Origin of the sequence: Nonomuraea sp. NPDC000554 (assembly GCF_040300065.1) — a bacterium.
Classification (GTDB): domain Bacteria; phylum Actinomycetota; class Actinomycetes; order Streptosporangiales; family Streptosporangiaceae; genus Nonomuraea.
Genome location: NZ_JBEPDC010000018.1, coordinates 42,501 through 62,358, shown reverse-complemented (window position 1 = coordinate 62,358; position 19,858 = coordinate 42,501). Strand labels below are relative to the sequence as shown.

Sequence of the window (19,858 nt, the reverse complement as noted above, 5' to 3'; positions counted from 1 at the left end):
GGAGGCCGGTACTCAAGATGAACGGTAAGGGACAGTGCAGGAAATGACTCAGCCTCGGCGACTCGGAGGCCGGTACGAGCTCGACGGTGTCGTCGGGCGCGGCGGCATGGCCGAGGTGTATCGCGCCCGAGACATCCGACTGGACCGTATAGTCGCGATCAAGACGCTCCGATCGGACCTGGCGCGAGACCACACCTTCCAGGCCCGTTTCCGGCGTGAGGCGCAGTCGGCGGCTTCGCTGAATCACCCGGCCGTCGTCGCGGTGTACGACACCGGCGAGGACGTCACCGACGGCACCCCTGTGCCCTACATCGTGATGGAGTACGTCGACGGGCGCACGCTGCGCGACCTGTTGCGCCAGGACCGGCGGCTGCTGCCCGAGCGCGCCTCCGAGCTGGTCGACGGCATCCTGCGGGCGCTCGACTACAGCCACCGCGGCGGCATCGTGCACCGCGACATCAAGCCCGCGAACGTCATGATCACCCGCAACGGCGACGTCAAGGTGATGGACTTCGGCATCGCCAGGGCGATGGCCGACTCGGCCGCGACGATGACGCAGACGGCGCAGGTGATAGGGACCGCCCAGTACCTGTCGCCCGAGCAGGCCCGCGGCGAGCGCGTCGACGCCCGCAGCGACATCTACTCCACCGGCTGTGTGCTGTACGAGCTGCTCACCGGGCAGCCCCCCTTCACCGGCGACTCCCCCGTGGCGATCGCCTACCAGCACGTCCGCGAAGAGCCGATCCCGCCGTCCCAGATCGACCCGCAGATCCCGCAGTGGGCCGACGCCATCGTGCTCAAGGCCATGGCCAAGGACCCTGCGCACCGCTACCAGAGCGCGGGCGAGATGCGGGCCGACATCCAGCGGGCGATGTCCGGCATGCCGGTCGACGCGCAGACGACGGCGATGACGACCAACTACAACGCCGGCACCCGCATGATGACGGCCACCCAGTCGGCCGCCGGCCCGGCCACCCAGCGCACCGGCGCCGTCCCGCCATACGAGTACGACGACGAGGGCGGCGGCGGCAGACACGGCGGGCGCAGGCGGGCCAGCGGCGGAGGCGGCAACAAGGCGATCAAGACGGCCGCCTGGATCCTCGTCCCGCTGCTGGTCATCGGCGCGTTCATCGGCGTCGGCTACGCGTTCCTCAGCTCCGACGACAACACGGGCGGGCAGCAGATCGCGATCCCTGAGCTGGCCACGCAGGACGCCAAGGCCGCGGCCGCCCAGCTCACCAGCATGAAGCTGAAGCCCGAGATGGTCGAGCAGAACAGCGACGAGGACCCCAAGGGCACGGTGATCAAGACCGATCCCCCTGCGGGCACCAAGGTCGACGAAGGTGCCACGGTCAAGCTGATCGTGTCCAAGGGGCCGGAGAAGAAGAAGGTTCCCGACGGCCTGGTGGGCGTGACCGTCGAAGAGGCCAAGAGCATCCTCGACAAGGAGGGGCTGGTCGGCTCGGTCAAGTTCATGACGTCGAGCAAGCCGCAGGGCAAGGTCATCAAGACCGACCCGCCGGCGGGCGAGTCGCTCGAGAAGGGCGGCACCGTCTCGCTCTACGTGCCCAAGGAGATGACCGAGGTCCCCGACGTGAAGGGACAGACCGAGCAGGACGCCGTCAAGGCCATCAGAGGCGCGGGCTTCCGGCCGCAGGTCCGCAAGATGGCCAGCGACACCGACCCTGAGGGCACGGTGATCCAGCAGAACCCGCCTGGAGGCACCAAGCTCAACCCGGGCACGACCATCACGATCGTGGTCTCCACCGGCCCTGACCAGCAGCAGCCGACGGAGCAGCCCACCGACCAGCCGACGGACCTGCCGACCGAGCAGCCGACCGACACGAACACGGATGAGCCCACCCAGGACACACCGCCTGGCGATGACATCCTGAACGGCGGCTGACAAGCGCGAGAAGGGCCGCCCTCCCCGTGCAGGGCGGCCCTTTCGCATGAAGAAGCGTCCCCGCCGCTCGGGGGCGACGGCGGGGACGCTCATCTGTGTGTCGTTCGCGGGCCCGCCGGCGTTACACGATCCGGCGCAACCAGTTCGCCAAAAGCGTGTGGCCGTGCTCCGACAGCACCGACTCGGGGTGGAACTGCACGCCCTCGACGGGGGCCGTGCGGTGGCGCAGGCCCATGATGACGCCGTCGTCGGTGCGGGCGGTCACGTCCAGCACCTCGGGGACGGTGTCGGGACGCACGGCGAGCGAGTGGTAGCGGGTCATCCGCACCGGGGAGGGCAGCGTGTCGAACACGCCCAGGCCGTCGTGGACGATCGCGCTCGTGCTGCCGTGGACGAGCTCGGGAGCGCGGGACACGGTCGCCCCGAAGGCCACGGCGATCGCCTGGTGGCCCAGGCAGACGCCGAGCAGCGGCCGGCCACTCTCGGCAGCGCGCCGGACGAGCGGGACGCTCACGCCCGCCGCCTCCGGCGTGCCGGGGCCCGGGCTGACGAGGACGCCGTCGAAGCCGTCGGCGTCGCTCACGCGGACCTCGTCGCGGGGGCGCACGTCGCAGGTGGCACCCAGCTCGCGCAGGTACTGCACGATGGTGTGGACGAAGCTGTCGTGGTTGTCCACGACGAGCACGCGGGTCATGTCCTTACGGTCACCTCGTCGAGTGTCACCGCGGGTTCCAGGATCGGGAACACCGCATACCAGAGTACGACGCCGACGACGATGACCAGCACCGCGGCCGTGAGCAGCCGGGTGCCCGTGTTGCCGGGCAGCCTGCGCCAGATCCAGCCGTACATGTCAGTCCTTTCTCGGCTCGGTCTTCTCGAGCACGCCGTAGACGATGAGCCGCTCGGCCGCCGAGTACTCGGGATGGCAGGTGGACAGCGTGATGTAGGCCCTGATCGGCTTGGCGTCCGGCGAGCCGGGGACGGGGGCGATGGCGTCGATCTCGCTGGGATCCACGATGTTCTGCGCGGTGACGCGGTAGGTGTAGCGGGCCTCGCGGGCGTCCACGATGATCTCGTCGTCGCGTTGCAGCTTGTCGATCTCGTTGAAGGGGGCCGCGTAGGTGGTCCGGTGCCCCGAGATGACGAAGTTTCCGATCTGGCCCGGCAGGGCGCTGCCCGGATAGTGGCCGGGGCCTTTCTTGAGGTGCTCGGCGTCGACGCCCTCGACCACGGCGTACTTGTAGTCGCGGCCGAGCCTGGGGATGCGCAGCATGGCCACGGCCTGGCCCAGCTCGATCTTGCGGAGCTTCTGCGCGCCCTGCTCGTCGGCCAGTTCCTTCTGAAGGACGACCTGCTGGCCCTCGGTGTAGACGCCGGTGCCCCACAGCAGGTAGGCGCAGAAGAGCATCAGGATCAGCCCTGCGGTGATGGTCAGCTCGCCTACGGAGCGTAGCAATGTCCTCACTCGATCAGCGTATGTGTGACCTGCTGTGGTGCCTGGGATCGCCATCTCGTGCGCGTGGCGGCTATCCTTGGGCACGCTTCAACTACGCTTAACGCAGAGCCTGCGGACGATCCGGATGCCCAGGCCCTCAGCAGGAGTTATCCAGTGCCCAAGTCGAAGGCTCGCAAGAAAGCGGTCTACACGCCGCCGCAGAGGTCCCAGCAGGTCAAGATCAGCCCTCGTTGGCTGGCGCCGACCATGGTGGTGTCGTGGATCATCGGCATCCTCTGGATCGCCGTGTACTACGTGGCGCCCCAGGCGAAGTTCATCGGGGACCTGCACAACTGGAACCTGCTGATCGGGTTCGTTTTCATCATCTTCGGTGTGGTTCTTTCCACCCGCTGGCGTTAGTTCTTTCCACAGTCTTTTCCACACCCTGTGGAAGCGGCGCGCTCAGCCTGTCAGCCGTAGGCCCATCGGCTGCACGAGGAGCACGATCAGCACCAGTACGGCCAGGATCGCGACCCAGGCCACCAGCTGCGTGACGTTGCGCTGCTTGGCCGGCGCGTACGCGAAGGCGGCGGCCACCGCGGTGCCCGTCACCAGGCCGCCCAGGTGGCCCTGCCAGCTGATGCCGGAGACGACGAAGGTCAGCATGACGTTGATGCCGATCAGCCAGAGCACCCCGCGGGCGTCGAAGCCGAGCCGCCTGCTGACCACGAACAGCGCGCCGAACAGGCCGTAGATCGCGCCTGACGCGCCCACCGCGGTCGCGCCGAAGATGTAGACGGCCACCGAGCCGCCGAGCGCCGAGAGCAGATACAGCGCCAGGAAGCGGAGGTGGCCGAGACGGCTCTCCAGCGCCGGGCCGATCGCGTACAGCGCCCACATGTTGAACAGGATGTGGGTGAGCGCGAAACCGCCCGCCGTGAGCGGCAGGTGGAGGAACGCGCCGGTGATCAACCGCCACCACTGGCCGAAGTAGACGCCGTCGGCCCACATCGCGAAGTGCGACAGCACGTACTCGGGCGCGAGCAGCTCCACGCCGTAGGCCAGCACGTTGACCGCGAGCAGCACCCAGGTGACGATCGGGGTCGCGACGGCCAGGCCGCCGAACGGCGCCTGCGCCTGCCGCACTCCCTTGTTGCCCTCGGCCACGCACTCGGGGCACTGGAAGCCCACGGCTGCATCGCGCATGCAGTCGGGGCAGATGGGCCGTTCGCAGCGCTGGCAGCGGACCCAGGTCTCCCTTCCGGGATGCCGGTAGCACGTCGGCACGGCCTCTGCAGGCTGCTCAGGCTGCGGGGGCGGGCTGGGCGGCAGGCTCGTCATGACCGAAGCCTATGGCCTGCGCGTGCATGCCGCGCCTGCCCGCGCGCCAGTGCGCGCAGGCGCTTGCGCCAGCCCGCGCGCCGGTGTGCGAACGTGCTTGCGCCTGCCCGCACGCCGGTGTGCTCCGGTCTGCGCCTTGGGACGCACACGCATGCGTGTGCGCCTACCTGGCGTGGTTGACCAGCCCGCCCCTGCGGTGCTTCTGACTAGGCGGGCACGCGCTCGATCGTGACCGACTCGATGATGACGTCCTCGACCGGCCGGTCGCGCCTGTCGGTCTGGGTCTTGGCGATGGCGTCGATGACGTCCTGGCCCTCGACGACCTCGCCGAAGATGGAGTGCTTGCCGTTGAGGTGCGGCTGCGGCGAGACCGTGATGAAGAACTGCGAGCCGTTCGTGCCCTTGCCGAAGCGGATGCCGGCGTTGGCCATGGCGAGCAGGTACGGCCGGTTGAAGTACAGATCGGGATGGATCTCGTCGTCGAACTCGTAGCCGGGGCCGCCGATGCCCTGGCCGAGCGGGTCGCCGCCCTGGATCATGAACCCGGAGATCACCCGGTGGAAGATCGTGCCGTCGTAGTACCGGTCGGTGCTCTTCTCACCGGTGCCCGGGTGTGTCCACTCGCGCGTGCCCTCAGCCAGTTCGACGAAGTTCCGAACGGTCTTCGGAGCCTGGTTAGGGAAGAGTTCTACCTTGACGTTTCCGCGATTTGTTTGCAGATTCGCGATCAGCTTCTCAGCCACGAGACAGCTGCCCCCCTCTATGTACAGGGTCGATTCCATGATGTGGTGATGCCTGCGGTCATCAGGCCGTCAAGCTCATCCTCCCACGACCGGCCATGATTGAGCGGCCTCGTACCGGGAAGGTCAGGCTCGGGGCCCCAACGACAGGGGAGGTTGTCGTGTCCCTGACACTGAGAAAACGCCGCGTGACCATTGTGGTGCCGACCACCACGATGCTGGGCCGGATGAAGGCCCAGGCCACGAGAGCCGGCGTACGCATGATGCCGATGGCGGACCAGGCCAAGGTGGTCGCCGCCCAGCGCATCGAGGACGCCCGTTACTGGGCGGCGCCGAAGCTGGAGGAGGCCGCCCTCCGGGTGGAGGACACTCTCGCCCCCAGAGTCAGCTCGATGCTGACAGCGGCTGCCGAGAAGATCGACCCCACACCGACCAGATCGCGTCGGTGGCCGGTGATCATCCTGCTGACCGGGATCGCCATGGGCGCGGCCGGATACATGTACCGCCGCAACGCCCAGCAGTGGACCGAGCACATGAAGGACTCCGCGTCCGACGCGTCCCGCTGGGCCGGCGAGAAGGCCGAGCGGGCTGGTGAGACCGCTCAGGAGGCCACCTCGAAGGTGTCCGACAAGGCGGACGAGGCATCGAGAAAGATGCCATGATCCGAGCACGAAAGTGCGCCCTCGCAGGAACGGGGGCGCACTTTCGTCTTCCCGGGGCCGGTTGACGTCTGACCAAGCGCTTGCTACAACCGGCGACATGACGCTGTCACCGCTCGACGACTACCCCGTCCACCAGGCAGCCCAGGTCATGCGGCACGCGACCACGTCCGACCGCAACTTCTACGACCGCTACTACTTCAACTGCCACGCGGGCACCGACGAGCTGATGCTGATCGTCGGGCTCGGCCAGTACCCCAACCTCGGCGTCACCGACGCCTTCGCCTGCGTGCGCCACCGGGAGCTGCACCGGGTCGTGCGCGCCTCGCGCGAGCTGGGCGCCGACCGGATGGACACCGGGATCGGCCCGTTCCGGGTGGAGGTCCTCGAAGGGCTCAAACGGCTCAGGGTGGTGCTGGAGCCGAACGAGCACGGCCTGTCCTTCGACCTCACCTGGGAGGGCACGATCCCGGCGACCGTCGAGCCCCGGCACTTCGTGCGCTGGCAGGAGCGGGTCGTCTTCGATTCGCTGCGGATGGCCCAGACCGGCGTCTGGTCCGGAAATATCAGGATCGGTTCCGAGGACGTGCAGGTCACCCCGGACCGCTGGCAGGGCACCCGCGACCGGTCATGGGGCATCCGGCCTGTCGGCGAACCCGAGCCGCCCGGCATCCAGGTGAAGAACCCCGGCACGTTCTACTGGCTGTACGCGCCCATGCGCTTCGACGACCACGCGATCCTGTGCATCGTCCAGGAGGACGAGCAGGGCCGCCGCGTCCTGGAGGAGGCCACCAGGGTCTGGTCCGACGGGCGCGGCGAGGAGTACCTGGGCAGACCCGAGTACCACCCCGTCTACGCCCCCGGCACCCGCGACGTCGTCGAGGCCACGATCACCTTCGCCCCGCCGCGCGGCAAACCGTTCGACGTGCGATGCACGCCGATACTGCCCGTCCACCTGATGGTCGGCACCGGCTACGGGCTCGAACCGGACTGGAAACACGGCATGTACCAGGGCGAGGGGCCCGTCGTGCAAGGCGTCACGTACACGCTGCCCGACGACGCCGCGCGGATGTGGGGGATGGTCGACGCGGTGGGACGCTTCGAGTACGACGGGCTGGTCGGGCACGGACTCTTCGAGTACTGGGCCCTCGGCCCCCACCCGTCGTTCCCGTCCTGACCACACCCTGAACGCTGGTTCGTACCGGTCGGCGACTCCCACACGGTCGGGAAGCGCGGGTGGCATCCTGGAAGGACGGCGATCACGAGGAGATCAGCAATGGCCCACCCTCTCAGCACGCAGCCCGCGCCCCGACGCACCCCCCTCAGCATGGAGGAGAAGGTCCGGGCCGAAGCGGGCTTCGTTCCCCTCGTCGCCGAACACCTCGCCGCCAGCGGTCGGTTCAGGGTGACCGCCGACACTCCGGAGATGGTGGAGCTGTTCCAGAGGGTCGCCCGCAGGGTGGGTGACATACTCCAGCGGCCGGTGGTCAGCTACGCCAACGGCAGAGACATCGTGATCACCTTCAGCCAGGAGGGGGCGCCCCCCAGCCTCACCGACCAGGAGTGACTGCCAGGCGTCACCCATCAATGCGCGCACGGACCTCGGCCCGCGCGCCGTCGGACGCCTCGCCCAGGATCACGGCGGGCACGGGGTGATCACGTGATGGCCTTCAAGGGAGCTGCGTGACTGTGCAGGTCACAGCGGTTCCCTCGCACGTTGACGATCACCCCATGCACGTCGGGCTCCAACGTTGCGTGGACGCGCCCACGCGATCCCCGGCATCGTCAGGAGGACGAGCAGGGTCTCTGGCATGCCCGCCGCGTTCCCCGGTGGCGCGGCGGGCACGTGGGGCCTACTTGATCTTGCAGCTGATGGTTTCGGCGCCCGCCGGAGGCTCGGTCAGCTCCGGCGCGTCCGTACCGTCGGCCTTCGTGGCAGGGACGGTCTTCGTCGCGGGGACGGCCTCGAGACGCTGGCCCCCCTCCATCTGGCCCACCTCAAGACGCTCGATCTTCACCCCCTCGTCATCCGCGGACTGCGCGCCCGCCTCCCCCTTCTCAGCCGGCCTGACACGCTGGGCCTCCGTCGGCGCCGCGATCGTTTCCGGGGCGACGCTGGTCACCGTCCCGTCAGCGTTCCGCTTGATCGCCACGGCCGAACTGCCGTCGTCCGCGGGCACCGCGGTGAACTCGACGGTCTTGCCGTCGCCCGTCGTGCACGTCACCTTCTGACCGGCGGTGGGCGGCACGTTGTCGGCCGCCATCGCCGAGCCGGCCAGGCCCGTCAGCACGAGCACACCGACCGCGGCGAGGGTCGCGACACGTCGCTTGAACATGGAAACTCCTTGCTGGAAGACGATCTGACGGTTCCCAGGCTGGCGTGCCGCACCTGAAGCGACGCTGAAGGCGGCCAAAGCGCTCTTCAGACTCCGCGCATCTCCCCAACGGGACGGATTTGGACTTTAGAGGACATGATCGTTAATCTCTGCCGATCGGGCCCGATACCTCCGAGGAGAGTGGATGACCGAAACGCTGCGCGTGGACCAGGCGTCTCTGTCGGGTTCGCGAGCCGTGATGGAGGAGGCGGCCGACCAGCTCGACCAGGCCCTGGAGCGGGCGCTGCGCAACGCGATCGGGCCGGTCCCCGACGACGCGGAACACCCCGGGGCCGAGTTCGACGTGGAGTACGCGGGCTTCCTCGAACACGCTTCCGCGGCGCTCCGCTCGACCGTTGACATGGCGAAAGACCACACTGACAGGTTGTACCGGGCCGCGCGCACGCACACGCTGGCCGCGCAGGCGAACGAGGAGACCGTTCGCCACCTGAAGGACAGGTGAGCGGCGATGGGATGGGAGCTGCCTCCCGGCCTGTCCAAAGTTCACGGTCTCGTCAAGGATGACGCGCCGTGGCCCACCCCGGACGAGTTCGACCGTCTCAGGTCCACCGACGCGTGGCTGGACCTGGCAGGCGACTTACAGAAGGCCGCGGCCGACTTCGACCTCGCCTCCCAGGCCGTCGTCCAGCGGAACGACGGGAAGGACGTCGACGCATCTCAAATTTCCGGGGAGGAGCTGCGGCAGCGGCTGCGGAAAGAGGCCGCAGCCAGCAAGCTGGCCGCGCTGGGGACGATGTTCGTCGTCATCCTCAGGCTCGTATGGAAGGGCCTCGTCGTCTACCTGCTGTCCGTGCTGCTGATCTCGCTGATGGCCGCGATAGCGGCCGCACCCGCCGGAGGGCTCTTCCTGGCGGTCCGGACCTACGCCACGCGCCGGGCCTTCCGCATGATCCTCCCCAAGGTCAGGGAGCACATCGGCGCGGTCATCGCCAACACGATCCGACGGGCCTTGAGCCTGCTCGGCGTGACCGCTCTCGTTCCGCTCTCCTACGTGGCACTCCCCGTGATCGTCGCGGCCAAGCAGATCGGCCCGTTCGAGTCGGACACCCTGTGGCAGCACGAGGTCGAGAAGGTGCTCGCCGAGACGCCGGCGGGGCGGGAGGCGCTGGCCTGGGCCCGCGAGCATGGCGTGGCCGTAGTGTACCGGCCCAGCAACGAGGCCCCATCAGGCGAACGGGGTTCCTACCGCGATGAGTTCAACCTCATCCACGTGTACTACCAGTACGGCCTCTCGGCCGAAGACCTCGCCGCCGCCTTCGTCCACGAGGTCAACCACGCCCGCCACCGAGGGACGCCCGACGCGACCGAGATGGGACGTGAGGAGTACGTCAGCGCGGCGGTCGACGAGGAGGCGGCGGGGATGGTAGTGGGGAACCGATTCACCCAGGAACTGGAGCAGGCGCGCGGCCAGAAGGTCGACTCCAGAGACGCATGGACCGACGACGGTGCGTACCAGGACGCGGTGAGGCGGGCACAGCGGGCCCGAGAGGAGGCCGGAGGCCTCCCTCTGACGGAGGCCGAGAAGCGCCACATCGGCGAGCGCGCCTCCCAGCAGGCGATCAAGGACAAGCTGCTCGAATCCCCTTACCCCGCGCTGTACTCGGGAGACTGGGACTACAAGCAGTCCCCCGAGGTGAAGTTATGGAACCTCTACGGCGATTGACCCTTCCGGACTGAACGACGGCAGAACGAGCGGTGGGCTATCAGGTCAGGGCCGCTTGTCGAGCGAGTCGGTCCAACCCATCTGCTTGTAGGTCACCGACAGCTGCGGCCTGTGCCCGTCGGCGACGGCCTGGTAGGCAAGGAGCCGGCTGGTGTCCTGGTCGATGATCAGCTGCCCCTGCAACGCGCGATCGTCCGGGGAGCCGGCCTGGCCGCCCTGGTCGAAGCGCATCGCGATCGCAGAGCCGGAGCGCCCGAGCTCGTCCGTCACCTGTCCGATCAGGGTGATTCCAGGCTGGTCGGCGAGGACACGGTACAGGGCTGCCCGGGTGTCGGACGTGATCGGGCCGGCGAGCAGGTCCTGGGCGGTGGACCAGACGTATTGGGGGTAGCTGTCCTCAAGTGGGTACTTCGGGTCGTTCACGTCAGCCTGGTACCTACGCCGCAGTTCCTTGTCCAGCTCGTCCTTGCCGGCAGGCAGCTTGGCGAGGTCGGCCATGCTCACCTGCTGCTGCCCGATCGTGAACCGGATCGGCATGTCGTAGTCGTTGACCTGCTTGGTCTGTCCATCTCCGAGGCGAGGCGAGCCCATCGCCTTCCACCGGGCCTCGTCGGCTGGAGAGTCGAAGGCGAGCTTGTAGTCGATACCGGTGATCGTCCGGCTGCGGTCCCGCCGACCACGCGCCGTCCAGCTCTCTTGAGAGGTGGAGACGGAGGCAGTGAACGGCGACGACGTCGCCTTGCCGACGTTGGGCCGCGCGGCATCGGCCGTGTCGGCGCCTGGCGGTTCCTTGGCGGCCTGCTTGTTCACGATGTGATCGACACGGGTGGTGGTCTGCACCAGCGTGTACCAATAACGTCCGGCGGCGGCCGGCTCTCGTGCCGCGCTCTCGGCGGCCGCCAGCAGCACCGTGTGGACGTCCAGGCGAGCCGTCGACGCGGAAGGCGACGCCGAGGCGATGGCCGTCGTGGTCGCTCCTGGTGCTCGCGACGCCACGCCCGGAATGACGATGGCGGCGGCAAGACCCGCAGTCGCGACGCCGACGGTCAACCAAAGCATGCGACGCTTGGACAAGATGGTCCTCCGGACGGGGTGACGGGTTCGAGGAGTCTGCAAGGCGCGAACCAGGTCAGCAGAGCGGCGCGACCGGTAGATCTCATCGGCGAGTTCGTCCAGCTGCATCGGTTCGAGTTGGGTGAGCATGCGGTCGGCCATGTGGTGCTCCTCGTGGTGGCCATGGGGCGGATTGGGCATCAGGACTCCTTGAACGACGGACTGGTGGTGGCCTGGCGCCGTGGTGACTCCGGCATCTGGGCCTGCATCGCCTTGGTCAGGCGCGTGCGAGCGCGGTGGAGGCGCACGCGGTAGGCGCGGGACGAGCAGCCCATCACGAGGGCCGCCTCGTCCGGCGCCAGCCCCTGCCAGGAGGCCAAGATGATCGCTTCCAGGTCGTTGTTACGCAGCGAGGCGAGTGCGGCCAGCGCGCCTTCCCGGTCCAGGACGTGCTCGGCAACGTCCCAGCTCGCCCAGTCGGCGGCGGTGGTGAGCATCGCGATCCGGTCGATCAAGGCGTCGCCGCGGAATCGCAGGTGGCGCTGTTTGGCGAGGAAGTTGCGCGCCACCCCCAGCAGCCAAGGCAGTGGCGGATCGGGAATATCGTCCAGACGCCGCCAGGCGACCAGAAAGGTCTCGCTGGAGACGTCCTCCGCCGTCTCACGTTCGGCCCGCAGAAGTGCGTATTTGAGCACGTTTCGGTAGTACCGGTCGTAGAGGGTTGTGAAGCGTTCATTGGGGTCGTTCACATCTCGTAATCCCTCCCGGCGCCCCGTGGTTACCCCAGGAGCAAAATATTTCGGCCCGATCGATGCTTCCGCCGGAAGAGCAGGCCCTCACGAGCAAGAGCGCCAACACGGTCGTCGAGATCGGTCTTGCCATCGCTCGTCGCGCACGCCACCTGGCCAAAATGATCTTCAGGTTGGCTTTAGGTGCGGTGCGGCACGCTGGTCAGCGTGCGAGTGTTACTGGTGGAGGACGAGCAGCGGCTGGCCGACCTCGTCAAGGGCGGCCTGGCGGGCGAGGGGTTCGCGGTCGACGTGGCCTACGACGGGCGCGACGGCCTCTGGATGGCCACGGAGAACGACTACGACGTGATCGTCCTGGACGTGATGCTGCCCCGGATGAACGGCTACACGGTCTGCTCGCGGCTGCGCGAGGCGGGCAACTGGACGCCGATCATGATGCTCACCGCCAAGGACGGCGTCCACGACGAGGCCGAGGCGCTCGACAACGGCGCCGACGACTACCTCGCCAAGCCGTTCTCCTACGTGGTGCTGCTCGCCAGGCTGCGCGCGCTGGTACGGCGCGGCGGCCGGGAACGGCCCGTGTCGATCACGGTCGGCGACCTGGTCATCGACCCCGCCGGGCTGCGCTGCCACAGGGGCGGGGTGGAGATCGGGCTGACGCCGAAGGAGTTCGCGGTGCTGCACGGGCTGGCACGGCGGGCCGGTGAGGTCGTCTCCAAGCGCGAGCTGCTCGCCCAGGCCTGGGACTTCTCCTACGACGGCGACCCGAACATCGTCGAGGTGTACATCAGCGCCCTCCGCCGCAAGATCGACCAGCCGTTCGGCCGGTCGTCGCTGGTGACGGTCCGCGGCGCCGGCTACCGACTGGAGGCGGCATGACCTGGCGACGTCCTCGCGACCCGGCGTCCCCCCGGCGCTGGCGGCGTTCACGCGGACCGGCGTCCCGGCTCTGGCGCAACTCTCGCTGGCCGGCGTCCTCCCGGGTCTGGCAGCGTGCTCGCGGGCTGGCTTCCTCCCCGCTTCCGGCGGGGGCGGTGTCCGTGCGGTTGCGCGCCACTGTGGCGGCGACGCTGGTCGTGGCCGTCGCGCTGGGGGTGGCGGCGGCCATCCTGGCGACGGTCCTCAGGGGCAGCCTGCAGAGCAGCGCCGACGAGGAGGCCGCTCGGCGGGCGGTCGCGGCGGCGCCCCTGGCCCAGACCGTCAGCCTGGCGGCGCCCTTGGTCAGGACCGAGCCCGCGCACACCACCAGCCCGGCCGCGCGCGCCGACACACCGGGGACGGCCGCGCGCGCCGACACGACCGCGAGCCCCGTCACGCCCGCCACCCCCGGCATGATCGCGAGCGACGTCAGGTCCGGGGTCGCCGTGGAAGCGATCAAGCCCGGCCTGTCCCCCAGCGACGATTCCGGGACGGTCCAGCGCGTGTCCGACCCCGACGTGTGGCTGACCACGGACGTCATGTCCACCAAGGCAGCGCAGACGGAGAACTTCGCGGTCGCGGCCATGCAGGTGACCACCCGCAGCGGGCCCGCGATGCTGTGGGCCAGGACCTCGCTGGCGGGCGCCGACCAGGCGCTGGACACCCTCAACAGGGCGCTCCTCCCGGGCGTGCCCGCGCTGCTGCTGGTGGTGGCGGGGATGACCTGGTTCTCGGTCGGACGCGCGCTGGCCCCGGTCGCCGCGATCAGGGCCAAGGTCGCCGACATCACCGCCCGCGACCTGCACCAGCGTGTTCCCGTCCCGCGCTCGGGGGACGAGATCGCCGCGTTGGCCACGACCGTGAACGGCACCCTCGACCGGCTGGAGACGGCGGTCGAGACGCACAAGCGGTTCGTCGCCGACGCCGCGCACGAGCTGCGCAGCCCGATGGCGACCCTCCGCGCCCGCCTGGAGCTGGCCGAGCCGAGCGAGCTCACCCGCGAGGCTCTGGCGGACGTCGAACGCCTGCAGTCCCTGGCCGGCGACCTGCTCCTGCTGGCCAAGCTGGACGCCGGGGAGCCTCTGCGCGCCAAGGACCTCGACCTCGGCCAGGTGGCGGCGGAGGAGTCGCTGCGTCGCGTCCACACCGAGGTCCACAGTGAGATCCACGGCGCGACGGAGGCGAGGCGGGCAGGTCATGACGGGGTGGCGGTCCGGGGCAGGCCGGAGGTCGGGGTGAGGCTGGAGGTCGAGCCGGACGTCGTGATCCAGGGAGCTCAGGGGCATGTGGGGCGGCTCGTCACGAATCTGGTGGACAACGCCGTGCGGCACGCGGCCTCGATGGTGCGCGTCCGGGTGCGGCGGGACGGGGCCGAGGCGGTGCTGGAGGTGCTCGACGACGGGCCGGGGATTCCCGTCGAGCAGCGAGAGGCGGTGTTCGACCGCTTCACCAGGCTCGACGAGGCGCGGGCGCGGGACGCGGGCGGGGCGGGGCTCGGGCTGGCGATCGCGAGGGACATCGCGGTGCTCCACGGCGGGACGCTGGAAGCGGTCGATGGCGGATTTGTCGCGAAATTTCCGTTGAACCGAGAGATCACCGCTGAACGTGTGAATGGTTGAAGGAGGCAACCATGCTCACACGCCGCGCACTGATCACCCGAGGCGGCGCCGCCGGCACAGGAGTTCTGTTCCTGTGGACGGCGCGCCCGGCGGAGGCCGAAGCGTCCGAGGAGGCCGCCGCTCCGGTCCTCGCCAGCACGAAGAGCATCCCGCTCGGCGGCGGGAAGATCGTCCAGGGCAAGTACGTGATCACCCAACCGAAGAAGGGCGTCTTCAAGTGCTTCAGCGCCAAGTGCACCCACCTGGGGTGCACGGTGGCGAGCGTCAGCAACTTCAGGATCAACTGCCCCTGCCACGGCAGCCAGTACAACGCCTTGACGGGCGCCGTGGTGCGGGGCCCGGCGAAGCGTGCGCTGTCCCGTAAGCGGATCAAGGTCGTGAAGGGCAAGATCAGCCTGGCGTGACCCCGGAACCCGGCCGGTGTGGCCGCCGGGCGCTCCCATCGGAACGCCCGCGTCCACACCAGGCCGGGCGCCCCTCATGGGAATGCCCGCCTCCACATCAGGCCGGGCGCCCCTCATGGGAATGCTCGCGTCCGACCTGCCCAGTGGCTAGGTGAGATGCGCCGGGCAGCCCAGCTCGTCCCCGAGCTGGTCGATGCCCTTGGAGAAGCCGTCGCGGGCGGCCTCGTCGTAGCCGATGAAGAACCGGTTGGCGAGCGGGACTCCCCAGCGCATCCACTCCGCCACGTTGTAGACGCGGTAGGTGACCAGCGTGCCTTGGGGGTGCTCGGACATCGTCCACTCGCCCCGGTACCACCAGCCGCCCTGGTAGGCGATCATGCGCTCGGTGACCTCGACGGTCGCGGGGTGGTCGGGAAGCTCGTCGGGCGTGAACCTCCTGGCCAGCGCCGCGTGGACGCGGGCGAGCGGCGCTTCGACCACTCCCGACACCTCGGTGATCAGCGTCTTCTTCACGGACGGCTCACCCGCGTGTTCTGGAAGGAGGCGAAGCGCCAGCCGTCGGGGGTCCGCACGGCGGTGAGGGAGACGATCGAGTCGCGTCCGGGGTCCGGACGGCCGTCGACGGTCGAGCCGCCTCCGCTGATCACCAGCGCGACGCCGTCGCCCAGGACCCTGACATCCGGCTCGCCGTCGCCGCCCGTGAGCTTGATCGGGGTCTTGAACAGCTCGCGGTGCGCGTCCTCGATGGCCTGCCTGCCGCGCAGGCGCAGGCCGAAGAAGGTGATGTAGTCGGCGCCCGGCGTGAACAGGGACGCGTACGCGCCCGCGTCGCCACGGTTCCAGGCTTCGCCGAGACCGGAGAGCAACTCCTTGATCTCTGTGGACATGGCACAGCTCCTCATGTCGCGGCGCCTATCCTGAGACGTGCGAGTCCTGGCAGGGCAGGCGCCTTGTTCGGATTTCCGGCCGCCGGGGTGTTGGCGCACCCCGGCGGTCGCTTTTTGGGAGTTCAGCCGTCGATGACCTGCTCCATCAGCGACTGCTTGACCGTGCCCGGCCAGTCGAGCTCGCCGCTCTCCAGCCGGTCGAGTACGGAACGCACCCAGGCCAGCTCGGCCGCGTACAGGGCGCGCTCGTACTCCAGCTCGAGCATGAGGACGTCGGGCAGGCCGTTGGCGGTCATGACCCGCATGTGCGCCTCGATGCCGCTGATCGTGCCCTCAATCGAGGCCGTGCGGGTGCTCAGGGCCGCGCGCGCGTCGCGTACCGGGAGCGCGCCGATCAACGAGACCGCCGCCGTCAGCGTGCGGCGGTCGGGGTGCGGCTCCTCCAACAGTCTGCGCAGCTTGGTCGCCAGCTCCCGCCTGCCGTCGTCGGTGATCTCGTAGACGGTCCGTTCCGGCCTGCGGCCCTCCCGGTCGGTCTTCGCCGGGACGATCAGCTCGGCCTTCGCCAGCCGTTCTACCGCGTGGTAGAGGCTTCTCGGCAGGCCGGTCACGTAGTCCTTGTGGGTGTCGACGATGAATCGGTGCAGCTCGTAGGGGTGGCTGGCGCGTACCGAGAGCATGGCCAGCACGGTGAGACCGACCAGGTCGTGGCGTCGCGCCATGATGCCTCCTTCTATATTGCAGTTTGCACTATAGCAAACGGCCTATCAAGAAGGGAGGGATGCGGCGGGCGCGGGGTGGAGGGAAGGGTTCCACACGTAGGCGGTCTGCACGGCGTGGCCGGAAGGGGGCTGTGCCGAGGTGGGCCCGCGCGGCGGGGAGCAGGGCGCGGGCGGGGGCTTGGGTGAGTGTGGGAGGGGTGGTCAGAGGGGGAGGGCGTCGAGTTGCAGGAAGGCGCGTTCGATGGCCTGCCTGGTGACGTCCTCGGGGTACGGGAACTGCCTGATGAGGTCGCGCAGGCCCTCGACGTGCGCCCGCCTGGCCAGGTCGGCGACGGCGGACAGCTCGGCGTGCTGGTTGATGACGAACTCCCGGCCCACCACGGCGCCGTGGCCGGGCACGATCACCGGTTCGGGCAGCTCGGCCAGCATCGCGGCGGTCGTGGCGGGCCAGTCGAGCGGGTAGGAGTCGCCGAACGCCGGCGGCGCGCCCTCCTCCACGAGGTCACCGGCGAACACCACGCCCGCGTCGGGCACGTGCGCGACGATGTCGTTGCTGCTGTGGCCGAGCCCGAAGTGGCGCAGGTCCACGCTGCGTCCGCCGATGTCGAGCGTGGCCGAGGTGGTGAACGTGTGGTCGGGCGGGACGATCTCCACCTCCTCCACCTCCGCGCGCCGGTCCTCCGGCTCGCGGCCGGCGACCTTGGCGCGCTGCTCGACGCCGTCGCGCTCGATCTCCTCGGCGCACCTCACATGGGCCCAGATCTCGGCGGGCAGGAACATCGCGTTGCCGAAGTAGTGGTCGAAGTGGGAGTGGGTGTTGACCACCGTCCACGGGCTGCTCGTGATCTGCCTGATCGCGTCGATCAGGTCGGACGCCTCGCGGTGCGACATCCGCGTGTCGAGCACCAGACAGTGCCCGTCACCGACCACCAGCCCGATGTTCAGGTCGTACGAAACATGCCGACGGACGTATACGCGGTCGCCGACTTCCTGCCACTTCTCACCCATAGCAGAACCCTACTTAGGATCCCTTCGTGGCATATGACTTCCAGGGCGTGATCGATTCCAGGCCGCACGATCGCCGACCCCGAGGGCGACTCCTGATCAGGACCTGAGGTAGGCCAGGACGGCGAGCACCCGCCGGTGGCCGTCAGCCTGCGGAGGCAGGTCCAGCTTGGTGAAGATGCCGGCGATGTGCTTGGCCACCGCCGCCTCGGTGACGAACAGCTCGCGGGCGATCGAGGCGTTCGAGCGCCCCTCGGCGATCAGGGCCAGCACCTCCTGCTCCCTGGGTGTGAGCCGTCGCAGGGGGTCGCGGTGACGGCTGAGCAGCTGCCTGACCACCTCCGGATCGACGACCGTGCCGCCCCCGCTCACCCTGTCGAGCGCGTCGACGAACTCGCGGACGTCCCCGATGCGGTCCTTGAGCAGGTAGCCGATGCGCGTGCCGCCTCCGGAGTCGAGGAGTTCCGTCGCGTACGTCTGCTCCACGTACTGGCTGAGCACCAGGACGGCCAGCTCCGGGTTCCTCCTGCGCAGTTCGAGGGCGGCGCGCAGACCCTCGTCGGTGAAGCCGGGAGGCATCCGCACGTCGGTCACCACGGCGTCCGGATCGTGCTCGGCCACCGCTTCGACCAGCGCCGGCGCGTCGCCCACGGAGGCGACGACGGTGTGGCCGAAGCGTTCGAGCAGCCCGGCCAGGCCCTCGCGCAGCAGGACGGCGTCCTCGGCGATCACCACCCGCACGACGTCTCCCCCGCTTCCAGCGCGATCCTGTGCACCACACCTGCGACGGTATCCGCTGGTGGAGCTGGTGGGCAGTAGTGCTGGGTCCACCTTGCCCGGCCATCCGGGTGTGATCGTGCGCCTGTCTGCCACACTGAGACGGTGATCAAGAAAGACGGATGGGACGCTCGTCCCCTGCTGCGCCGTCCCGAGGACGGCGAACTGATCGACGTCGCGGGAGTGGCGCACTTCTTCCGGCTGACCGGCGAGCACACCGGGGGGCGCTTCGCGTTCGAGGAGTTCACCCTGGCGCCGGGTATCGTCGGGGCCCGGCCACATGTCCATGAGGGCCACGACGAGTACTTCTACGTCCTCGACGGCGAGCTGACCCTGCACGACGGCGACGGGGAGGTGACGGTCGGCCCCGGGAACCTGCTGTCGGCGGTGCGCGGCACACCGCACGGATTCCGCAACGCGGGCACGGAGACGGCGCGCGCCCTGTGTCTCTACACGCCTGCGGGATACGAGGGATACTTCCGCGAGGTGCACGCCGCCGTGGCCGCCGGCGCCGAGGTCACCGACGAGCTCCTGGCCGAGTTCCGGTCCCGCTACCGCACCGCCTCGTACTGAGGGCTACGCGGCGAAGCCGTCCAGGATCGCGGTCAGCCGGGCGGTGAACCCCTCCGGATCCGTCTGGTACGCGACGTGCCCGCCGGGGAACTCCTCGCACGGCACCCCGAGCCGCTCGCTCAGCACGTGCGCGGGCCGGTGGTAGGGACGGCCCACGCTGTCGCGGCCGGTGGCGAAGCACCACGGCGCCGTGACCGCCTCCAGCGCGGCGAGGTCCGGGTCGTACTCGTACAAGAACGCGGGCAGCTCGCGCCGCAGCAGGATCTCGGTGTTGCCCACGAGCCGCGTCATCCCGCCGGGCTGCCTGCCCGTGATCCCCCGCGCCAGCGCGGCGCCCCCTGTGAACACCCGCATCGCGCCGGCGGTCACGGCCCGGCCCGCGCGACTGCTGAACAGCTTCGGCGGGTCGGGCAGGATCATGGCCGAGAACCCGGCGAACGCCTGCATCACCCCTTCCTGCTCGACCATCCTGAGGAGCTCCGCCATGGCGCGCTCCTCGGGGCTGTCGGGGCTCTCGGGCAGGACCCGGACGAGCGGCGGTTCGTGGACGACGGCGCCGAGCAGCCGACCGGCGTGACGCGCCAGGACGTCCAGCGCGATGATCGCGCCGCTGCTGTTGCCGAAGACGAAGGCGCGCTCGACGCCGTAGTGGTCGAGGATCGCGACGACGTCGGCGGCCTGTCGTGAGACCGCGATGGACGCGTCCGGGCTCGCCAGCGGGCTTCGGGAGTTGCCGCGCCTGTCGTATGTGATCACGGTGAACCGGTCCGCCAGCCGGGGCACGACGTCCTCGTACATCGCGGCGTCTCCCCCGCCGCCGGGGATCAGCACCAGGGCGGGGCCGGTACCGGCCCGCTCGGTGTGCAGCCGCGCCCCGGGCACCTCGACCATCTCCTGCCGCGTGTCCATCTCGCCTCCCGTTTCTACGTTGTAGAGACACCCTACAGCGTAGAAACGCCCAGCCGGCGCGGGCCCTCGGACAGTTCCGCGAGCTGGTTGGCGGCCACCGCG

At 69.4% G+C, this 19,858-nt stretch carries 25 protein-coding genes; 11 read left to right on the top strand and 14 right to left on the bottom strand.

Features of this window, described 5'->3' with window-relative positions; genetic code table 11:
• The first annotated feature begins 43 nt into the window (after positions 1–43).
• Positions 44–1,906 carry a Stk1 family PASTA domain-containing Ser/Thr kinase gene (gene pknB, locus ABT294_RS30475; RefSeq protein ID WP_350809736.1) on the top strand — a complete coding sequence of 621 codons (1,863 nt, stop codon included), beginning with the start codon at positions 44–46 and terminating at the stop codon, positions 1,904–1,906.
• A gap of 121 nt (positions 1,907–2,027) precedes the next feature.
• Here the strand turns inward: pknB and ABT294_RS30470 are convergent, their stop codons facing one another.
• The 3 genes from ABT294_RS30470 to ABT294_RS30460 are packed head-to-tail and all read right to left on the bottom strand — an operon-like array spanning position 2,028 to position 3,371.
• Positions 2,028–2,600, bottom strand: a complete 573-nt coding sequence (locus ABT294_RS30470; protein ID WP_350809735.1) for an anthranilate synthase component II — start codon at positions 2,598–2,600, stop codon at positions 2,028–2,030.
• Positions 2,597–2,755, bottom strand: a complete 159-nt coding sequence (locus ABT294_RS30465; RefSeq protein WP_350809734.1) for a hypothetical protein — start codon at positions 2,753–2,755, stop codon at positions 2,597–2,599. Before ABT294_RS30465 ends, ABT294_RS30470 begins: the two co-directional genes overlap by 4 nt.
• Position 2,756: 1 nt before the next feature.
• Positions 2,757–3,371 carry a class E sortase gene (locus ABT294_RS30460; protein WP_350809733.1) on the bottom strand — a complete coding sequence of 205 codons (615 nt, stop codon included), beginning with the start codon at positions 3,369–3,371 and terminating at the stop codon, positions 2,757–2,759.
• 144 nt (positions 3,372–3,515) lie between these two features.
• Between ABT294_RS30460 and ABT294_RS30455 the strand changes: the two genes are divergently transcribed.
• Positions 3,516–3,761 (top strand): cell division protein CrgA, encoded by a 246-nt coding sequence (locus ABT294_RS30455; RefSeq protein WP_350809732.1) that lies wholly within the window; start codon positions 3,516–3,518, stop codon positions 3,759–3,761.
• A 42-nt stretch (positions 3,762–3,803) separates the two neighbouring features.
• Here the strand turns inward: ABT294_RS30455 and ABT294_RS30450 are convergent, their stop codons facing one another.
• Together ABT294_RS30450 and ABT294_RS30445 are read right to left on the bottom strand one after the other, a co-directional pair.
• On the bottom strand, positions 3,804–4,682 hold the full coding sequence (locus ABT294_RS30450; RefSeq protein WP_350809731.1) for a rhomboid family intramembrane serine protease: 879 nt from the start codon (positions 4,680–4,682) through the stop codon (positions 3,804–3,806).
• 206 nt (positions 4,683–4,888) lie between these two features.
• The gene (locus ABT294_RS30445; protein WP_350809730.1) at positions 4,889–5,464 is read right to left on the bottom strand and encodes a peptidylprolyl isomerase; all 576 of its coding nucleotides are present in this window, start codon (positions 5,462–5,464) and stop codon (positions 4,889–4,891) included.
• Between the two features lie 146 nt (positions 5,465–5,610).
• Between ABT294_RS30445 and ABT294_RS30440 the strand changes: the two genes are divergently transcribed.
• The 3 genes from ABT294_RS30440 to ABT294_RS30430 all read left to right on the top strand — a co-directional run bounded on the left by ABT294_RS30440 (position 5,611) and on the right by ABT294_RS30430 (position 7,648).
• Positions 5,611–6,084, top strand: coding sequence for a hypothetical protein (locus tag ABT294_RS30440; RefSeq protein WP_350809729.1), 474 nt, complete (start codon positions 5,611–5,613; stop codon positions 6,082–6,084).
• 97 nt (positions 6,085–6,181) lie between these two features.
• Positions 6,182–7,258: an Rv3169 family protein gene (locus tag ABT294_RS30435; protein ID WP_350809728.1), complete on the top strand. Its 1,077-nt coding sequence runs from the start codon at positions 6,182–6,184 to the stop codon at positions 7,256–7,258.
• Between the two features lie 99 nt (positions 7,259–7,357).
• Entirely contained in the window at positions 7,358–7,648 is a 291-nt protein-coding gene (locus tag ABT294_RS30430) for a hypothetical protein (RefSeq protein ID WP_350809727.1), read from the top strand.
• A gap of 286 nt (positions 7,649–7,934) precedes the next feature.
• On the opposite strand, the gene ABT294_RS30425 is transcribed toward ABT294_RS30430, so the two are convergent.
• A complete protein-coding gene (locus ABT294_RS30425) occupies positions 7,935–8,417 on the bottom strand; it encodes a hypothetical protein (RefSeq protein WP_350809726.1) in 483 nt (160 codons plus the stop codon).
• Positions 8,418–8,601: 184 nt separating this feature from the next.
• On the opposite strand from ABT294_RS30425, the gene ABT294_RS30420 reads away from it, so the two are divergent.
• A complete protein-coding gene (locus ABT294_RS30420) occupies positions 8,602–8,919 on the top strand; it encodes a hypothetical protein (protein ID WP_350809725.1) in 318 nt (105 codons plus the stop codon).
• A gap of 6 nt (positions 8,920–8,925) precedes the next feature.
• On the top strand, positions 8,926–10,140 hold the full coding sequence (locus ABT294_RS30415) for a hypothetical protein (protein ID WP_350809724.1): 1,215 nt from the start codon (positions 8,926–8,928) through the stop codon (positions 10,138–10,140).
• A gap of 45 nt (positions 10,141–10,185) precedes the next feature.
• On the opposite strand, the gene ABT294_RS30410 is transcribed toward ABT294_RS30415, so the two are convergent.
• Both ABT294_RS30410 and ABT294_RS30405 read right to left on the bottom strand, forming a co-directional pair.
• A complete protein-coding gene (locus tag ABT294_RS30410) occupies positions 10,186–11,394 on the bottom strand; it encodes a hypothetical protein (protein ID WP_350809723.1) in 1,209 nt (402 codons plus the stop codon).
• Complete coding sequence (locus tag ABT294_RS30405; protein WP_350809722.1) at positions 11,394–11,942, bottom strand: RNA polymerase sigma factor; 549 nt, start codon at positions 11,940–11,942, stop codon at positions 11,394–11,396. Before ABT294_RS30405 ends, ABT294_RS30410 begins: the two co-directional genes overlap by 1 nt.
• A gap of 207 nt (positions 11,943–12,149) precedes the next feature.
• Here ABT294_RS30405 and ABT294_RS30400 point away from each other — a divergent pair, with 207 nt between their 5' ends.
• The 3 genes from ABT294_RS30400 (at position 12,150) to ABT294_RS30390 (ending at position 14,883) form a co-directional block, all read left to right on the top strand.
• Positions 12,150–12,821, top strand: coding sequence for a response regulator transcription factor (locus ABT294_RS30400; protein ID WP_350809721.1), 672 nt, complete (start codon positions 12,150–12,152; stop codon positions 12,819–12,821).
• Between the two features lie 161 nt (positions 12,822–12,982).
• Positions 12,983–14,479, top strand: coding sequence for an ATP-binding protein (locus ABT294_RS30395; RefSeq protein ID WP_502912168.1), 1,497 nt, complete (start codon positions 12,983–12,985; stop codon positions 14,477–14,479).
• A gap of 11 nt (positions 14,480–14,490) precedes the next feature.
• Positions 14,491–14,883 carry a Rieske (2Fe-2S) protein gene (locus ABT294_RS30390; protein ID WP_350809719.1) on the top strand — a complete coding sequence of 131 codons (393 nt, stop codon included), beginning with the start codon at positions 14,491–14,493 and terminating at the stop codon, positions 14,881–14,883.
• A gap of 147 nt (positions 14,884–15,030) precedes the next feature.
• On the opposite strand, the gene ABT294_RS30385 is transcribed toward ABT294_RS30390, so the two are convergent.
• The 5 genes from ABT294_RS30385 to ABT294_RS30365 all read right to left on the bottom strand — a co-directional run bounded on the left by ABT294_RS30385 (position 15,031) and on the right by ABT294_RS30365 (position 18,238).
• Positions 15,031–15,396 carry a hypothetical protein gene (locus ABT294_RS30385; protein ID WP_350809718.1) on the bottom strand — a complete coding sequence of 122 codons (366 nt, stop codon included), beginning with the start codon at positions 15,394–15,396 and terminating at the stop codon, positions 15,031–15,033.
• The gene (locus tag ABT294_RS30380) at positions 15,393–15,770 is read right to left on the bottom strand and encodes an SgcJ/EcaC family oxidoreductase (protein ID WP_350809717.1); all 378 of its coding nucleotides are present in this window, start codon (positions 15,768–15,770) and stop codon (positions 15,393–15,395) included. The genes ABT294_RS30385 and ABT294_RS30380 overlap by 4 nt, the downstream gene beginning before the upstream one ends.
• A 122-nt stretch (positions 15,771–15,892) precedes the next feature.
• Positions 15,893–16,492: a PadR family transcriptional regulator gene (locus ABT294_RS30375; protein ID WP_350809716.1), complete on the bottom strand. Its 600-nt coding sequence runs from the start codon at positions 16,490–16,492 to the stop codon at positions 15,893–15,895.
• Positions 16,493–16,693: 201 nt separating this feature from the next.
• Complete coding sequence (locus ABT294_RS30370; RefSeq protein WP_350809715.1) at positions 16,694–17,500, bottom strand: MBL fold metallo-hydrolase; 807 nt, start codon at positions 17,498–17,500, stop codon at positions 16,694–16,696.
• Positions 17,501–17,596: 96 nt separating this feature from the next.
• Complete coding sequence (locus ABT294_RS30365; RefSeq protein WP_350809714.1) at positions 17,597–18,238, bottom strand: response regulator; 642 nt, start codon at positions 18,236–18,238, stop codon at positions 17,597–17,599.
• Positions 18,239–18,379: 141 nt separating this feature from the next.
• Between ABT294_RS30365 and ABT294_RS30360 the strand changes: the two genes are divergently transcribed.
• Positions 18,380–18,847 (top strand): cupin domain-containing protein, encoded by a 468-nt coding sequence (locus ABT294_RS30360; protein WP_350809713.1) that lies wholly within the window; start codon positions 18,380–18,382, stop codon positions 18,845–18,847.
• A gap of 3 nt (positions 18,848–18,850) precedes the next feature.
• Here ABT294_RS30360 and ABT294_RS30355 read toward each other — a convergent pair whose 3' ends face one another.
• Complete coding sequence (locus ABT294_RS30355; RefSeq protein ID WP_350809712.1) at positions 18,851–19,756, bottom strand: alpha/beta fold hydrolase; 906 nt, start codon at positions 19,754–19,756, stop codon at positions 18,851–18,853.
• Positions 19,757–19,858 lie beyond the last annotated feature (102 nt).

Excerpts from the sequence above, each read along its gene's own strand:
- ABT294_RS30390 (WP_350809719.1), top strand. The coding sequence starts at position 14,491 with ATGCTCACACGCCGCGCACTGATCACCCGAGGCGGCGCCGCCGGCACA.
- ABT294_RS30380 (WP_350809717.1), bottom strand. The coding sequence starts at position 15,770 with ATGTCCACAGAGATCAAGGAGTTGCTCTCCGGTCTCGGCGAAGCCTGG.
- ABT294_RS30425 (WP_350809726.1), bottom strand. The coding sequence starts at position 8,417 with ATGTTCAAGCGACGTGTCGCGACCCTCGCCGCGGTCGGTGTGCTCGTG.
- ABT294_RS30430 (WP_350809727.1), top strand. The coding sequence starts at position 7,358 with ATGGCCCACCCTCTCAGCACGCAGCCCGCGCCCCGACGCACCCCCCTC.
- ABT294_RS30410 (WP_350809723.1), bottom strand. The coding sequence starts at position 11,394 with ATGCCCAATCCGCCCCATGGCCACCACGAGGAGCACCACATGGCCGAC.
- pknB (WP_350809736.1), top strand. The coding sequence starts at position 44 with ATGACTCAGCCTCGGCGACTCGGAGGCCGGTACGAGCTCGACGGTGTC.
- ABT294_RS30450 (WP_350809731.1), bottom strand. The coding sequence starts at position 4,682 with ATGACGAGCCTGCCGCCCAGCCCGCCCCCGCAGCCTGAGCAGCCTGCA.
- ABT294_RS30435 (WP_350809728.1), top strand. The coding sequence starts at position 6,182 with ATGACGCTGTCACCGCTCGACGACTACCCCGTCCACCAGGCAGCCCAG.
- ABT294_RS30465 (WP_350809734.1), bottom strand. The coding sequence starts at position 2,755 with ATGTACGGCTGGATCTGGCGCAGGCTGCCCGGCAACACGGGCACCCGG.
- ABT294_RS30470 (WP_350809735.1), bottom strand. The coding sequence starts at position 2,600 with ATGACCCGCGTGCTCGTCGTGGACAACCACGACAGCTTCGTCCACACC.
- ABT294_RS30375 (WP_350809716.1), bottom strand. The coding sequence starts at position 16,492 with ATGGCGCGACGCCACGACCTGGTCGGTCTCACCGTGCTGGCCATGCTC.
- ABT294_RS30420 (WP_350809725.1), top strand. The coding sequence starts at position 8,602 with ATGACCGAAACGCTGCGCGTGGACCAGGCGTCTCTGTCGGGTTCGCGA.
- ABT294_RS30415 (WP_350809724.1), top strand. The coding sequence starts at position 8,926 with ATGGGATGGGAGCTGCCTCCCGGCCTGTCCAAAGTTCACGGTCTCGTC.
- ABT294_RS30355 (WP_350809712.1), bottom strand. The coding sequence starts at position 19,756 with ATGGACACGCGGCAGGAGATGGTCGAGGTGCCCGGGGCGCGGCTGCAC.
- ABT294_RS30445 (WP_350809730.1), bottom strand. The coding sequence starts at position 5,464 with ATGGAATCGACCCTGTACATAGAGGGGGGCAGCTGTCTCGTGGCTGAG.
- ABT294_RS30370 (WP_350809715.1), bottom strand. The coding sequence starts at position 17,500 with ATGGGTGAGAAGTGGCAGGAAGTCGGCGACCGCGTATACGTCCGTCGG.